This window comes from Bartonella sp. WD16.2, assembly GCF_002022505.1.
Lineage (GTDB): Bacteria > Pseudomonadota > Alphaproteobacteria > Rhizobiales > Rhizobiaceae > Bartonella.
Map to the genome: position 1 here is coordinate 1603278 of NZ_CP019781.1, position 15485 is coordinate 1618762.

At 36.7% G+C, this 15485-nt stretch carries 12 protein-coding genes and 1 pseudogene; 5 read left to right on the top strand and 8 right to left on the bottom strand.

The window, feature by feature from the left end; genetic code table 11:
- Nucleotides 1–7: 7 nt before the first annotated feature.
- From BWD162_RS07050 to BWD162_RS07075, 6 genes are all read right to left on the bottom strand, one after another.
- Nucleotides 8–2998: a 2-oxoglutarate dehydrogenase E1 component gene (locus BWD162_RS07050; RefSeq protein WP_078706000.1), complete on the bottom strand. Its 2991-nt coding sequence runs from the start codon at nucleotides 2996–2998 to the stop codon at nucleotides 8–10.
- Between the two features lie 139 nt (nucleotides 2999–3137).
- Nucleotides 3138–4040 carry a succinate--CoA ligase subunit alpha gene (gene sucD / locus BWD162_RS07055; RefSeq protein WP_078706001.1) on the bottom strand — a complete coding sequence of 301 codons (903 nt, stop codon included), beginning with the start codon at nucleotides 4038–4040 and terminating at the stop codon, nucleotides 3138–3140.
- Between the two features lie 3 nt (nucleotides 4041–4043).
- Nucleotides 4044–5240, bottom strand: coding sequence for an ADP-forming succinate--CoA ligase subunit beta (gene sucC / locus BWD162_RS07060; RefSeq protein WP_078706002.1), 1197 nt, complete (start codon nucleotides 5238–5240; stop codon nucleotides 4044–4046).
- Nucleotides 5241–5321: 81 nt separating this feature from the next.
- Nucleotides 5322–6287, bottom strand: coding sequence for a malate dehydrogenase (gene mdh / locus BWD162_RS07065; protein WP_078706003.1), 966 nt, complete (start codon nucleotides 6285–6287; stop codon nucleotides 5322–5324).
- 273 nt (nucleotides 6288–6560) lie between these two features.
- Nucleotides 6561–7739, bottom strand: coding sequence for a cell division protein ZapE (gene zapE, locus BWD162_RS07070; protein WP_078706004.1), 1179 nt, complete (start codon nucleotides 7737–7739; stop codon nucleotides 6561–6563).
- Nucleotides 7740–7816: 77 nt separating this feature from the next.
- Nucleotides 7817–8350 carry an AprI/Inh family metalloprotease inhibitor gene (locus BWD162_RS07075; protein WP_078706005.1) on the bottom strand — a complete coding sequence of 178 codons (534 nt, stop codon included), beginning with the start codon at nucleotides 8348–8350 and terminating at the stop codon, nucleotides 7817–7819.
- A gap of 303 nt (nucleotides 8351–8653) precedes the next feature.
- Between BWD162_RS07075 and dapF the strand changes: the two genes are divergently transcribed.
- From dapF to BWD162_RS07100, 5 genes are all read left to right on the top strand, one after another.
- Nucleotides 8654–9505 carry a diaminopimelate epimerase gene (gene dapF / locus BWD162_RS07080; RefSeq protein ID WP_078706006.1) on the top strand — a complete coding sequence of 284 codons (852 nt, stop codon included), beginning with the start codon at nucleotides 8654–8656 and terminating at the stop codon, nucleotides 9503–9505.
- Complete coding sequence (mtaB, locus tag BWD162_RS07085) at nucleotides 9505–10788, top strand: tRNA (N(6)-L-threonylcarbamoyladenosine(37)-C(2))-methylthiotransferase MtaB (protein WP_078706007.1); 1284 nt, start codon at nucleotides 9505–9507, stop codon at nucleotides 10786–10788. The genes dapF and mtaB overlap by 1 nt, the downstream gene beginning before the upstream one ends.
- 14 nt (nucleotides 10789–10802) lie before the next feature.
- The gene (ftsY, locus tag BWD162_RS07090; RefSeq protein WP_078706175.1) at nucleotides 10803–12032 is read left to right on the top strand and encodes a signal recognition particle-docking protein FtsY; all 1230 of its coding nucleotides are present in this window, start codon (nucleotides 10803–10805) and stop codon (nucleotides 12030–12032) included.
- The gene (locus tag BWD162_RS07095) at nucleotides 12029–12712 is read left to right on the top strand and encodes a septation protein A (protein WP_078706008.1); all 684 of its coding nucleotides are present in this window, start codon (nucleotides 12029–12031) and stop codon (nucleotides 12710–12712) included. The genes ftsY and BWD162_RS07095 overlap by 4 nt, the downstream gene beginning before the upstream one ends.
- A gap of 498 nt (nucleotides 12713–13210) precedes the next feature.
- On the top strand, nucleotides 13211–13729 hold the full coding sequence (locus BWD162_RS07100) for a hypothetical protein (RefSeq protein ID WP_236824114.1): 519 nt from the start codon (nucleotides 13211–13213) through the stop codon (nucleotides 13727–13729).
- Here the strand turns inward: BWD162_RS07100 and BWD162_RS07105 are convergent.
- Together BWD162_RS07105 and BWD162_RS07110 are read right to left on the bottom strand one after the other, a co-directional pair.
- The gene (locus BWD162_RS07105; protein ID WP_078706009.1) at nucleotides 13726–14634 is read right to left on the bottom strand and encodes a ParB/RepB/Spo0J family partition protein; all 909 of its coding nucleotides are present in this window, start codon (nucleotides 14632–14634) and stop codon (nucleotides 13726–13728) included. The two genes, BWD162_RS07100 and BWD162_RS07105, sit on opposite strands and share 4 nt — an antisense overlap.
- A 50-nt stretch (nucleotides 14635–14684) precedes the next feature.
- Nucleotides 14685–15481, bottom strand: a pseudogene (locus BWD162_RS07110) (ParA family protein).
- Nucleotides 15482–15485 lie beyond the last annotated feature (4 nt).

The window sequence follows — 15485 nt, forward strand, 5'->3', positions numbered from 1 at the left end:
AATTAAGTTAAGAACCCAACGCGTCTTCAAGAAACGCGGCAAGTTGTTCAAGATGTTTAGACATTAATCCAGCAGCTGGCGATGCACTTGCAGGGCGCCCAGTATAACGCGCACGTGAATATTTTGCATTAATATGAGTTAAAACCCCTTCTAAATAAGGCTCAATAAACGACCATGCTCCCATATTCTTGGGCTCTTCTTGGCACCAAACAATCTCAGCTTGTAAAAAGCGTGATAGCACATCCATTAACGCTTTCGCTGGAAAAGGATAAAGCTGCTCAACGCGAAGCAAATAAATATTATCAATTCCCCTTTTTTCACGCTCCTCATAAAGATCATAATAAACCTTACCTGTACAAAGAACAACACGGCGGATCTTATTATCTTTCTGTAATTTAATCACAGAATCTTTAAGACATTGCGCATCATCAAGCAACAAATGGTGGAAACTTGTTTTTGGCCCCATTTCACTCAAAGAAGAAACTGCTCGCTTATGACGCAAAAGTGATTTAGGCGTCATCAAAATCAATGGTTTCCGGAAATCGCGTTTAATCTGCCTACGTAAAATGTGAAAATAATTTGCAGGAGTTGTACAATTAGCAACCTGCATATTATCTTCCGCACAAAGTTGAAGATAACGCTCCAAACGTGCCGAAGAGTGCTCTGGTCCTTGACCTTCAAAGCCATGAGGTAACAAACAGACAAGACCAGACATACGAAGCCATTTATGTTCTGCAGATGAAATAAATTGATCAAAAATGACCTGTGCGCCATTAGCGAAATCACCAAATTGTGCTTCCCAAAGCGTTAAACCACGTGGTTCAGCAAGTGAATATCCATACTCAAAACCAAGAACTGCTTCCTCAGAGAGCATGGAATTTACAACTTCATAAATAGCTTGCTCTTTTTGTAAATTGTTTAAAGGAATATAACGTGTTTCATTTTCTTGGTCATAAAGAACTGAATGACGTTGCGAAAAGGTCCCACGCTCAACATCTTCACCAGAAAGGCGAATTGGTGTTCCCTCCAAACAAAGTGAACCAAAAGCCAAAGCCTCAGCCGTTGCCCAATCAATCCCTTCACCGGTCTCAAACATTTTAGCGCGATTGTTTAAAAAACGCTGAACAGTTTTATGAGCATGAAAATCTGATGGAATTTCGACAAGTTTTTGCCCAATTTTCTTTAAAGTTTTCAACTCAACGCCTGTTGCACCACAACACTGTTCTTCAGAATCACCGGCAGCTTTCAAGCCTGACCAACTTCCATCGAGCCAATCTGCTTTATCAGGTTTATAAGAAGCACCTGCTTCAAACTCAACTTCAAGTTTATCGCGCCATTCTTTCTTTTGTCGCTCAATTTCTTCTGAATCAACAACTCCTTGTGTTACCAACTGGTCACTATAAAGTTGAACTGTCGTTTTGTGATTACGAATCGCCTTATACATAAGAGGTTGCGTAAAAGAAGGCTCATCACCTTCATTATGTCCATAACGGCGATAACAGAACATATCAATCACCACCGGCTTATGAAAAGTTTGACGGAACTCTGTCGCTATCTTTGCTGCAAAAACAACCGCTTCAGGATCATCACCATTTACATGAAAAATTGGTACACCAATCATCTTTGCAATATCTGATGAATAAGATGAAGAGCGTGAAAAGCGTGGATTAGTTGTAAATCCAATCTGATTATTGACAATTATATGGATAGAGCCCGCAACACTATAACCTTTTAAACCTGAAAGACCAAAAGTTTCCTGAAGAACTCCTTGCCCTGCAAAAGCTGCATCACCATGAATTAACACAGGCATTACTTTTGAACGCTCACGTAATGGAATAACGTCAGCACGTGTAGGACCAATAAGTTGATCTTGTTTAGCACGCGCTTTCCCAATAACAACTGGATCAATAATTTCAAGATGAGATGGGTTAGGCAAAAGCGATAAATGAACCTTTTGACCATTAACTTCACGGTTAGCCGAAGCCCCTAGGTGATATTTTACATCACCCGACCCTGCTACATCATCAGGCTTATAAGAACCACCTTTAAATTCATGAAAAATAGCGCGGTGCGGCTTTGCCAAAACCTGTGAAAGAACATTTAAACGGCCACGATGAGCCATTCCAACAAGAATCTCCTGTACACCTAAAGCATTTCCACACTTAATAATTTGTTCAAGAGCAGGAATAAGTGCCTCACCACCATCAAGACCAAAACGCTTTGCACCTTTATATTTTGTATCCAAAAACTGTTCAAAACCTTCTGCTTCTATAAGCTTGTTGAGAATAGTTTTTTTATCTTCCTGTGTGAAAACAGTCTGTTTATCTGATCCCTCAATACGCTCTTGAATCCACGCTTTTTGAGTAGGATCAGAAATATGCATATATTCTACACCAACTGTTGAACAATAAATACGGTTAAGAATTTCAAGCATTTGTGGAATGGTTGCGTATTCTAACCCTAACACATTATCAATAAAAATCGGGCGTTCATAATCTGCAGAACTAAAACCATAAGTTTCTGGAGATAGTTCTTTATAATCCTCAGGTTTTTCTGCTAATTGGAGCGGATCAAGCCGTGCACGAAGATGCCCATGTGTTCGATAAGCACGAATCATCATAAGTGCCTGAATGGAATCTCGAGTTGACTGAACAATATCTTGTTTGCTAGAAGCCGCCCCTTTTTGCACAGCGGCTTTTTCTTTTAACTTATCACCTAAATGCTTTTCAAGAGAAGACCAATCACCATCTAAAGCACAAACCAGTTCTCCACTTGCTTTTAAAGGCCAATGGTCGCGTTGCCAAGTTGCTCCTTCAGCATTTTTAAGAACATCCTCTTTATTGTCCTGAAAACTTTCAAAAAAAGTACGCCACTGTTCATCCACATTAGTAGGATTTTTTTCGTATTCGGCATAAAGCTGATCTATATAATCTGCATTTCCACCATACAGAAACGACGTTTGCGCAAAAAGACCATTTATCTCATTCTGCCTTGTCATATATTTTCCCGGAACATTTTGTTCCGTCTCCTTAATATACCCGCATTACTTTTAACGAAGAGTCGGGACATTGTAAAAAAGTTTTTACTTTTTATTTTATCTGAATGAGCACAAAAACCCACCCAGATAAAATCTTCTTTTATCCCTTCAAAACTGAAACCAAAGTTTTACCAATTTGTGACGGTGAAGGAGAAACTCGAATTCCAGCAGACTCCATTGCAGAAATCTTATCTTCTGCACCACCTTTACCACCGGAAATTACCGCACCAGCATGCCCCATTGTACGCCCTGGAGGAGCTGTACGACCAGCAATAAAACCAACCATCGGTTTTTTACGACCTTTTTTGGCTTCGTCTTTGATAAATTGTGCCGCTTCTTCTTCAGCGGAACCACCAATTTCTCCGATCATAACAATAGACTCTGTTTCATCATCAGCTAAGAACATTTCCAATACATCAATAAATTCAGTTCCCTTAACAGGGTCACCTCCAATACCAATAGCAGTTGTTTGCCCAAGATCTTCACGACTTGTTTGAAACACTGCTTCATAGGTTAAAGTTCCCGACCGCGAAACAATACCAACAGAACCCTTCTTAAAAATAGAACCAGGCATAATACCAATCTTACATTCATTAGGCGTGAGAATACCTGGGCAATTAGGACCAATTAAGCGTGATTGTGATTGTTCTAATTTAGCCTTAACCTCAACCATATCCATAACCGGTATACCTTCTGTAATACAGACAATTAAACCGATTTCAGCCTCTATAGCCTCTATAACAGCTGCTGCAGCCCCTGCAGGGGGCACATAAATAACAGAAGCATTAGCACCTGTTTTTTCTTTACCTTCTGCAACACTGGCAAAAATAGGGAGAGTTTCTCCTTTTGACCCCTCCCACATTTCACCCCCTTTTTTAGGGTTAATACCGCCAACCATTTGCGTACCATGATAAGCAAGTGCCTGTTCTGTGTGAAACGTTCCCGTTTTCCCTGTAAGCCCTTGAATTAAAACTTTTGTATTTTTATTGACAAGAATCGACATAACTTAAGCTTCCTTCACGGCTGTAACAATTTTTTGAGCAGCATCATCTAAATCATCAGCAGAAATAACATTCAAACCACTATTATTGATAATTTCCTTACCGCGCTCAACATTGGTACCTTCAAGACGAACAACTAAAGGAACTTTTAAACCAACATCCTTAACAGCAGCAACAACACCTTCAGCAATAACATCACAACGCATAATTCCACCAAAAATATTGACTAAAATACCTTTAACATTCGGATCAGCGGTAATAATTTTAAAAGCAGAAGTAACCTTTTCTTTTGAAGCGCCACCACCAACATCAAGAAAATTAGCTGGTTCAGCTCCATAAAGCTTAATGATATCCATTGTTGCCATAGCAAGACCCGCACCATTTACCATGCAGCCAATCGTACCATCAAGAGCGATATAAGCAAGATCATGTTTTGATGCTTCGATCTCTTTTGGATCTTCTTCTGAAATATCACGTAATTCTAAAATATCTGGATGACGAAACAAAGCGTTATTATCAAAAGAAACTTTCGCATCAAGAACACGCAAATGACCATCTTTCATGACAATAAGCGGGTTAATTTCAAGAAGACTCATATCCTTTTCACAAAAAGCTTTATAAAGAATAGGAAAGAGTTTTTCGCCATCTTCACGCGCACTATTATGTAAATCTAATGCATCACAAAGCTTCATACAATCTACAGAAGTAACACCCTTTGCACAATCAATAGGAAGAGTCAGTATCTTTCCCGGTGTTTCTTCAGCAACCGTTTCAATGTCCATGCCCCCTTCTGTTGACACGACAAAAACAACCCGACCAACTGTACGATCAACTAAAAGTGAAAGGTAAAGCTCTCGTTCAATATCAGCACCATCTTCAATATAAAGGCGGTTAACTTGCTTACCTTCTGCACCCGTTTGTTTGGTTACCAAAGTTTTACCAAGCATTTCTTTTACATTAGCAACAACTTCTTCAACCGATTGTGCAAGCCGAACACCACCCTTTGCGTCAGGACCAAGCTCTTTAAACTTCCCCTTACCACGACCTCCAGCATGAATTTGACTTTTTACTACATAGAGTGGTCCTGGTAATTTTTTCGCCCACTTTTCAGCTTGTTCTACAGAATAAACAGCTACACCGTTTGCAATTGGTGCACCATATTCGTGAAGTATACGTTTAGCTTGATACTCATGAATATTCATTCGTTTTCCCTTTTCTTTTATGGATCACTAAATTAATCCTCAAACACTTAAAACTCCTTATTTTAAGTGTAGAATTGAGTTTTATTTTTTAAGATTAGGTGCAATAGAAACGCAGGTCTCACAAAGCTTTTGCACTGCATCAACTGACTTTTCGAAAGCATCTTTTTCATCTCTATTAAGATCAATTTCAATTATTCGTTCAACACCACCAGCGCCAATAACAACAGGAACACCGACATACATACCTTTGATGCCATACTCACCTGAAAGATAAGCAGCAACAGGAACAACACGCTTAGTATCTTTCAAATAAGCTTCAGCCATAGAGACGGCAGAAGAAGCCGGTGCATAAAAAGCAGAACCTGTTTTTAACAAACTTACAATTTCTGCACCGCCATCACGTGTACGTTGAACAATTTGATCAAGCTTTTCTTGGGTTGTCCAACCCATCTTGACAAGATCAGGCAAAGGAATACCACCAACAGTCGAATAGCGCACTAAAGGCACCATCGAATCACCATGCCCTCCTAAAACAAACGCCGTTACATCTTTAACAGAAACGTTAAATTCTTCAGATAAGAAATAACGAAAACGTGCCGAATCAAGAACACCGGCCATACCAACAACTTTTTGTACTGGAAGACCTGAAAATTTTTGTAATGCCCAAACCATCACATCAAGAGGATTCGTAATACAAATAACAAACGCTGAGGGTGCATATTTTTTAATTCCTGCACCAACCTGTTCCATAACTTTTAGATTAATTCCCAAAAGGTCATCACGACTCATACCAGGTTTGCGCGCAACACCTGCAGTTACGATAATAACGTCAGCTCCTTCAATTGCCTCATAAGCATTAGAACCTGTTAAATCAACATCAAAACCATCAACCGGTGAGGATTCAGCTATATCGAGAGCTTTACCTTGCGGCATTCCTTCCATAATATCAAATAAGACGGCATCACCAAGTTCTTTAAGCCCAATCATATGTGCTAAAGTACCCCCAATCATACCGGAGCCAATAAGAGCTATTTTCTTTCGTGCCATTTTTCTTTCTCAATTTTTATCAGATAACCAAACGCAAAATTCTCAGCGCCAACAATATTGAATATTTCCCCTAAATTTATCAAAAATGGGAAAGTGTGAAATTAATCACATTTATCTCTTCATTAACATAAAATCCCTCCATAAATCGAAAATTAGAAATTTATTGTATTTTATCGATAAGATGAATCTTAAAAAAATACAATAGATTATTACAATACTTTTAAATTCAAAGAGCTAGTACCTTTTATAGTTTACGTAAAGACAAAGTAATAATCATTCTTTTTTATCCAAAAACTGTTTTTTCCAAACATCTAAATAATCTTGGCTTTGCATTTCAAAAAGACGTGATTGTATTCTTTGAAATTCAAATGTTTCTGTTGTTTGCCAGTGCCCTTGATATAAATCTTCAAGCCCTACTGCCATCGACATAAATAATCTTATATGACGTTCATAAAGGGTATCAATAAGTAAAATAAATCGTTTTGTTTCATTGCGATGTGTATCATCCATCACCGGAACATTATCAATAAAAATTGTATGATAACGCTCTCCTAACGCTAAATACTCAGCCGCTGCCAAAGGTTTTGCACACAAGTCTCGATAATCAAAACGTACACACCCTGCACCAGAACGTGCAATATGAATAAAGCGCCCCTTTATAGATAAAGTATCAGACACTTCTTTTTGACCCTGTAGCACTAACGCCCATGCCTGATCCATGCTTGCATCCGCTGCAGGCCCTAACGGTGTTACATACACATGGTGTAAATTTGACTTTTCAAGACGATAATCTGTTTTCGCATCAAGATTAACAACATTAACATGGGTCTTTAAAATTTGAATAAAAGGCAAAAAAAGCTCTCGATTCAAACCATTATGATAAAGATCGTCAGGAGCAACATTTGAAGTAGCAACAAAAATAACCCCATGATTAAATAAAGCGGTAATAAGGCGGTAGAGTATCATAGCGTCTGCAATATCTGTTACACTAAACTCATCAAAACAAAGCACGCATGTTTCTTGTGCAAGATTTTTTGCAACAGCTAAAATAGGATCATCTTGTTTAGTTTTTGTACCTTTAAACATCTGACGATGTATCTTTATACGTTCATGCACATCAGTCATAAAATCATTAAAATGGGCGCGTTTTTTGCTGCCTTGCGGTAAACAAGAGAAAAACAAATCCATCAACATGGTTTTGCCGCGCCCTACTTCACCATAGATATATAGACCCCGAATACGACCGTGATTACCATTTTGTTCTGAAACACGTAAACAGGGTTGTTTTTTTCTTTTAAAGCGACGCCAGAATGCCCAAAACTGAAAAGTATTTTGTGCTGAAATTTCTTGCAGTAAACAATCAAAATATTTTATTAAAGTTAATTGAGCTGGATCCGAATTAATTTCTCCTTTGGAAACTAAACTTTCATAGCGCGTCGAAACTAAAACCATCCAAGCATCCCCTTTGCAAATTATTTTCAATAAAAGAAAAATTCACACATATATTTATGAATAATATTTCTTTTTTATCAACGGCTTAAAAAAACTAGCTGGTTATCAAATGTACGCCCCTCAAAATAATTTCCACTGGTGGAATAAAAAGCAGCTACAGCGTATCCTGAACCATCATAGAAATACAATCTTTTTCCCTTGACAGCCCATGATTTAACTCCGGAAAATACTTTTGGACAAAGTAAAGGACCAGCACGGTATCCTTGACCAAATTTTGTTTGTGGAGTTGCAATTCGGCAAACCTTACCGTTTACAGACAAGTTCCACACGCCGGCAATACTAGCAGGAAATAAATCAACAGTATTACTTGGTAGCTCAATACTCGCTTCTTGTACTTCATTACTAGGATATTCACTTTCATTCATTGAAGAAACAGATATTTCAAGTTCTGGAAGATCAGATGCTGTTACAGATTCTGACATCTGCTGAACAGGATAAACAACTTCTCGTGTGTTGCCACCATTACTATTCCCAAATCGGGATGTTGAACAACCGCTTAAAATAGTTATAGCTGATAGTGCAACGAAAGCTGAAATTCTTGAAAAGATCATATTTTACTCCTTCCCATAATAATAACCTCCCATAAATAATAATAAACGTACTCAAAAGATGTGAAAGTACTTTTACATGTGCCAATTATATGTACCAATTATATTAAGATAAATTAATAAATAAAAAAAACTCGTGAAATAAAAGCAAAAAACATGAAAGTACAATGAAAATTGTCAATTATCGAATGATAATGCCTCTTTCTATTTAGTTTTATCTCGAATAAACACTAGTAATCTGAAAGATTTTCGGTCATATATTGCCCTATTGTGCTTATCATTTACCACTCAAAATAGAGAAATCTTATGAAGATACCTTTCAGCAAAATGAATGGTCTTGGAAATCAAATCATTGTTGCTGATATGCGTGAAAGCATGCATAATATCACACCACAAGCAATCCTTACCTTAGCTGTAGATCCTCAAACACATTTTGATCAAATTATGGCTATTCATTCACCAATTCAAAATGATACTGACTTTCGCATCGAAATATGGAACGCTGATGGTTCAATGGCAAAAGCTTGTGGTAATGGTACACGTTGTGTTATCGAGTGGCTTTCAAAGCATACCCTTAATAAAAGCTTTCGATTAGAAACACCTGCCGGAATTGTTGAAGGTGAACGCCAAAGTAATGGTCTTATTTGCGTTGATATGGGGTGTCCACATCTTAATGCAAAAGACATGCCTGTTTCACGCGAAATAGCCGATACTAATCACGTAGAAATAACTGCTGGCCTCCTACAGGATGCCTGTCTTGTATCTCTCGGAAATCTGCATGCTATTTTTTTCGTTGATCAAAATATTCAATCTATTCCATTAGAAAAATATGGACCAAAGCTCGAACATGATCCACTTTTTCCAGAACGATGTAATATTTCTATTGCTTTTGTAACATCACAAAAAAGTCTAACTTTACGCACCTGGGAACGGGGAGCTGGATTAACAAAGGCATGTGGGAGTGCTGCTTGTGCTAGTGCTGTAGCCGCAAACCGACGTGGATTAACTGAACGCCATATTGATGTAAACCTACCAGGAGGAACACTGGCCATTCATTATCGAAAAGATAACCATATTGTCATGACAGGCCAAGTAGAATATGAATTCAATGGTCTTTTTGATCCCTTAACAGGGGCTTATGAAAAGGATTATTCCTGATGGCTATAAAAATTGTAACATTTGGTTGTCGACTTAATAGCTATGAATCAGAAATCATCCGTGAAAAAAGTGCTTTTGCTGGTCTTAATAAGCTCAAAAATGATGCCATTATCTTTAACACTTGTGCTGTCACTGCTGAAGCAGTGCGACAAGCCAAACAAGCTATTCGGAAAGCTAAACGTGAAAATCCTCATGCTCATATTGTTGTTACAGGATGCGCAGCTCAAACAGAAGCACAAAATTTTGCTCTTATGACAGAAGTGGATCTTGTTTTAGGGAATGAAGAAAAACTTAATACCCATTCTTATCGTCAATTTCCTGATTTTGGCATAAATAACAATGAAAAATTGCGTGTTAATGATATTATGGAAGTGCGTAAGATTGCTCCACACCTAGTTGGTGCAATAGAAGGGCGTACACGTGTTTTTGTACAAGTGCAAAATGGATGCGATCATCGCTGTACATTTTGCATTATTCCTTATAGCCGTGGACCATCACGTTCAGTTCCTATGGGTACTATCATTGAACAAATTAAACAACTCATAGCAAACGGCGTCCAAGAAGTAGTCCTCACAGGCGTTGATCTTACAAGTTATGGCGCCGATTTGCCAGGAAAAGCCTCATTAGGAAAATTAGTTTCAGCCATTTTACATCATGTACCTGATTTACCACGACTGCGTCTTTCATCAATTGATTCTATTGAAATAGATCAAGAATTAATCGATCTCCTAGCCTGTGAAAAAAGAATAATGCCGTATCTGCATTTATCTTTACAAGCTGGCAGTAATATGATTCTAAAACGAATGAAACGGCGACATTTGCGTGAAAATGCAATCCAGTTTTGTCAAGACTTACGTGCTAAACGTCCTACAATGGTTTATGGTGCCGATCTCATTGCTGGTTTTCCAACCGAAACGGAAGAAATGTTTAAAAATAGTTTAACTTTGATTGATGAGTGTAATTTAACACATCTTCACGTCTTTCCCTTTAGCCCAAGAGAAGGGACACCTGCTTCTCGTATGCCTCAAGTTAATCGTGAAATAATAAAAATTCGTGCAGAAAAGCTTCGTAATGCAGGAAAAAAAGCCTATCAAAAACATCTTGCTCATTTAAAAAATACTCAACAAACAATCCTTGTTGAAAAAGATGAGATTGGACGAACTGAAGATTACACACTCACACATATCAAAGGTACTAAAGCCGGAACAATCATTAAAGCTCTTATTGTTGGTCATGATGGTAATAAATTAATTGCTGAACACACTAAATGGAATGCAGCTTGAATAGGAAAGCTCTTATGACACAATCTTTTATCAAAAAAATATTCTCTTTCCGTAAACCTAAAAAGCAAACTATCAAGCAAAAACAAGCTCCTGTCCCTTATGAAACTTATACAGCTGATCCAGCTGAACAAACCACAAAAAACAATCACACCTCTACATCTGAAAATACCAATATTGAAAGAGAAAAACTAAGAGAAACACTGACACAGAATAGTGAAAAATCTTCATCTTTTGAACCACTTTCTGGAAAAGTGATTGTCGCTGACACAATTAAAGAAAAGAAAATTGAAGAACACTTACCTCCCTTATCTATTGAACAAAAAGAGGTGGTATGGTTTGAGCGTCTTAAAAAAGGGTTATCTCTTTCTTCGCAGCAATTAAGTGACTCTCTTGGTGCATTTTTTATTAAAAAGAAACTTGATGAAAACACATTGCAAGAATTAGAAAATATTCTTATCCAAGCGGATCTTGGTGTGGAAACTGCCATACGTATTACTGACACCTTAGCATCCAGTCGTTACGAGAAGGGCTTATCTCCAGACGATCTGTATACTATCATGGCTGATGAAATCAAAAAAGTTCTTGAACCTGTTGCGATCCCGCTGGAACTTGATCTCAGTCATAAACCTCATGTTATTTTGCTGGTAGGTGTCAATGGAACAGGAAAAACAACAACTATTGGAAAATTAGCCGCCAAATTAGCAGAAGGTGGATTGAAAATTACGTTGGCTGCTGGTGATACATTTCGCGCTGCAGCCATTGAACAATTACATATTTGGGGTGAACGTACAGGAGCTAACGTCATTTCAACCAAACTTGGTGCAGATGCCGCTAGTTTAGCTTTTGATGCTTATGAAAAAGCCAAAAAGGAAAAGAGTGATGTTTTGATCATCGACACAGCTGGACGCTTACAAAATAAAAGCGAATTAATGGATGAATTAGCAAAGATTATCCGTGTCTTAAAGAAACATAATCCTCAAGCACCCCACACAGTCCTTCAAACACTTGATGCAACAACTGGGCAAAATGCACTCAATCAAGTGGATATTTTTCACAATGTTGCTGGTGTTAATGGTTTAGTTATGACAAAACTTGATGGTACTGCGCGAGGAGGAATTCTAGTTGCCATTGCAAATAAATATAAATTACCCGTTTATTTTATCGGTATCGGAGAAAAGATTGAGGATCTTGAACCTTTTTCTGCCTCTGATTTTTCTAAAGCTATTGTAGGAAAATCTTCATGAAACATTCTAAATCCAGTTCATCCAATAACCCAAATTTGAAAAATACCAATAACAGTCAAGAAATATCTTGTTCACCAACACTAAAACTTCTCTTAGAAATGGGTCCATTGGTTGTTTTTTTTCTTGCTAATTATAAAGGGCAATGGCTGATTAATAATATTGGGCTTTTTAAAAGCTTTAACAAACCTATTTTTCCTGCAACTGCTGTTTTTATGATAGCGATTATTATTGCTTTGAGTTTATCATGGTTCATTATGCGCAAAGTTCCCATAATGCCACTTATCTCAGGGATATTTGTTCTGGTTTTTGGATTTTTAACTCTTTGGCTTCATAATGATACTTTTATCAAAATGAAGCCCACAATCATCAATAGCTTATTTGCGCTTATTCTTTTGGGTGGCCTATTGTTCAAAAAATCACTATTGCGTTATGCTTTTGATTCTACTCTTAAAATGAACGATATAGGATGGCAAAAACTGACTTATCGGTGGGCATTTTTTTTCGTTTTTCTTGCTATTCTAAATGAAGTAATTTGGCGTAACTTTAGTGATAATTTTTGGGCTAGTTTCAAAGTATTTGGTGTTATGTCTATAACAGTCATATTTATGTTATCACAAGTAACTATTATTATGAAACATTCAACGAATCCTTTGATAAAAAAGGACCAATCTAATTCTTAGTAAAGTATATCTATTATTATGAATGGCTTTATAAAACTTTTTCCCAGTATTAATTTATAAAAAGAACTTATGTTGCTTATGTTAATCGAGCAATTTATTTATAGGAAAAATTTTTGATGAGCTTACTCATTTATTCATAAAAAAAATATAGCTTAACTTGATTTTCTGAAGCAAAAAAAACTATAGTATAGTTTATTAGTATCTATTTTTCCTAAAAAGCGTCAGTTTTAAATACTAGAATTTAAAGAAAGACCTGTCAGTTTTTTTGATAAAACATTTTCTTATTGTAATCACATATCAAAACTAACGCTCCTTTTCTATTAATTACTGAGCCATACTTATAATCAAAGAGTGAAAGAAATCTTTTCGTTACAATGCAAAATGTTATGATTTTACTAATAATTTTAGAACAAGAAAAATTATAAATTCTTTTCATTATTTGGATGATAGTGCTTTGTAGAAAAATCCTGCCAACAAAAAAGCAAATAAAGAAAGTTTTTGCTAAAACTTGTAAAAGAAGGGAATATTTTAACCATGTTGAAATTTGCATTATATGTGTTTTTTATTTTACTCTTTCCTTTTGCAACATATGCCCAAAAAACAATAACAAATGAAACAGATTATCATTCTGTTTTAATACCTATCCTTCCCTCAAATATCGTTACAAATTACCCTTTAACAGAAGATTTCCTTGTAAAAATGGAACAAATTAAAATAGAAGTTGCGAAATTACCCATAGAACCAGATGCACCTGGTACTGGAAATGATAACAGTATTGAAGGGCTTATTGCTTCTGTATCTAGTCGGCCTAAATTAGCTGGTGTTTTAGAAAAAAATAATATTACACCAAAAGATTATGTTATTGGTTTTATGGCACTTCAAGCAACATTAGCTGTAATATCAGCACTTGAAGACAATGATAATTTTGATGAAAAAATTACTTTATCTCAAAGCAATCTGGAATTTGGTCAAAAACATATCAACCGAATTCGTGCCCTTTTATGGACTACTGATTAACTTTGTAGACGTCGACAAATATCATCTAATTCCTCTAATGAAGAATAATGTATTTTTAAATCACCACCTTCTTTACCGTGTCGAATGAGTACTTTCATTCCGATCATATCCGTCAACAATTTTTCCAAAGATTTTGTTTCCGTATCTTTTTCCACTAAAGTTCGTTTTTTAATTTTAGGATTTGCCTGTTCATTTGTAAGCACTTCTGCCTGACGTACAGAGAGTCCTTCACGAATAATTTTTTCAGCTAAATTTTGTGGATTGCTAACAGTAATGAGGCAGCGTGCATGACCAGCTGAAAGTTGGCCATCAATCAAAAATTTCTGTACTTCTGGTGGAAGTTTTAACAAACGAAGAGTATTTGCAACATAACTTCGGCTTTTTCCAATAACTTGTGCCAAATCTGCCTGAGTATAACCATGTTCATTGAGCAACATTTCATATCCCATTGCTTCTTCAATAGGATTGAGATCAGCACGTTGAATATTCTCAATAATAGCTAATTCCAAAGCTGTCTTATCGTCTACATCGCGAATAATAACGGGCAATTGATTTAAATTTGCTCGTTGTGCAGCACGCCACCGCCGTTCACCAGCGATTAATTCGAACCGACCAGGATGATGAGGTGAAGGCCTTACAAGAACAGGTTGAACAATACCATGTTGGCGAATTGATTGAGCTAAATTTTCAAGTTCTAAATCTGTAAAGTGACGTCGTGGATTATTGAGATTACGTGAAATGAGTTCAATGGATACTAGCTGTTCAGAAATAATAGAATCCATATTTGACTTCATTGTAAATCTCGCAGGATTTAATAGATGTGCAGAATCACTATTTAAATTGACATCCCCTATCAATGCTGCTAATCCACGACCTAGTCTTTTTTTTGATTGATCATCATTCATGATTTTACTCTTTGAACTAACTTCACAATAAATTACTTTTCTCACACTTTTTAAGCAGCAGTTTTTGCTTGTTTTTCACGTTGAATAATTTCTGTTGCCAATCGTAAATAAGCCTGACTGCCAGCACATTTAAGATCATAAAGCAACGCTGGTTTACCAAAAGAAGGAGCTTCAGAAACACGTACATTACGTGGAATAACAGTACGATAAACCTTCTCTCCCATAAAAGAGCGTACATCTTCAACAACTTGATTTGAAAGGTTATTACGTCCATCATACATTGTTAAAACAATACCTTGAATTTCTAGAGATGGATTTAGAGCATACCGTACTTGTTTTACCGTTTCAAGCAATTGACTTAAACCTTCAAGCGCTAAAAATTCGCACTGCATTGGTACCAAAACAGAATCTGCCGCCCCATAGCATTTAATGTTAAAAGATTAAGTGAAGGAGGACAATCAATCAAAATATAACTGAATTTTTGAGCCACTATCTGATCATCACACAGAGCTTTGCGTAACCGTTGAATACGATCTTGCGATGAAGCAATTTCCATTTCAACACCTAAAAGATCGAGTGTAGAAGGTACAATATGCAAATTAGGCACAACTGTTTTTAAAGCAGCATCTACCACAGGGATTCCGGAAATTAAAACATCATAAGAGGATAAAGGACGACTATTACGATCAATTCCCAGTCCTGTACTTGCATTACCTTGTGGATCAATATCCATAATAAGAATATTTTCACCTATAGCTGCCAAAGCTGTTGCAAGATTAATAGCTGTTGTTGTCTTACCTACACCACCTTTTTGATTTGCAATAGCGATAATTCGTGTTTCGCTCATTTTA

Coding starts and splice junctions, on each gene's coding strand:
- BWD162_RS07050 (WP_078706000.1), bottom strand. CDS start 2,998: ATGACAAGGCAGAATGAGATAAATGGTCTTTTTGCGCAAACGTCGTTT.
- sucD (WP_078706001.1), bottom strand. CDS start 4,040: ATGTCGATTCTTGTCAATAAAAATACAAAAGTTTTAATTCAAGGGCTT.
- sucC (WP_078706002.1), bottom strand. CDS start 5,240: ATGAATATTCATGAGTATCAAGCTAAACGTATACTTCACGAATATGGT.
- mdh (WP_078706003.1), bottom strand. CDS start 6,287: ATGGCACGAAAGAAAATAGCTCTTATTGGCTCCGGTATGATTGGGGGT.
- zapE (WP_078706004.1), bottom strand. CDS start 7,739: ATGGTTTTAGTTTCGACGCGCTATGAAAGTTTAGTTTCCAAAGGAGAA.
- BWD162_RS07075 (WP_078706005.1), bottom strand. CDS start 8,350: ATGATCTTTTCAAGAATTTCAGCTTTCGTTGCACTATCAGCTATAACT.
- dapF (WP_078706006.1), top strand. CDS start 8,654: ATGAAGATACCTTTCAGCAAAATGAATGGTCTTGGAAATCAAATCATT.
- mtaB (WP_078706007.1), top strand. CDS start 9,505: ATGGCTATAAAAATTGTAACATTTGGTTGTCGACTTAATAGCTATGAA.
- ftsY (WP_078706175.1), top strand. CDS start 10,803: ATGACACAATCTTTTATCAAAAAAATATTCTCTTTCCGTAAACCTAAA.
- BWD162_RS07095 (WP_078706008.1), top strand. CDS start 12,029: ATGAAACATTCTAAATCCAGTTCATCCAATAACCCAAATTTGAAAAAT.
- BWD162_RS07105 (WP_078706009.1), bottom strand. CDS start 14,634: ATGAATGATGATCAATCAAAAAAAAGACTAGGTCGTGGATTAGCAGCA.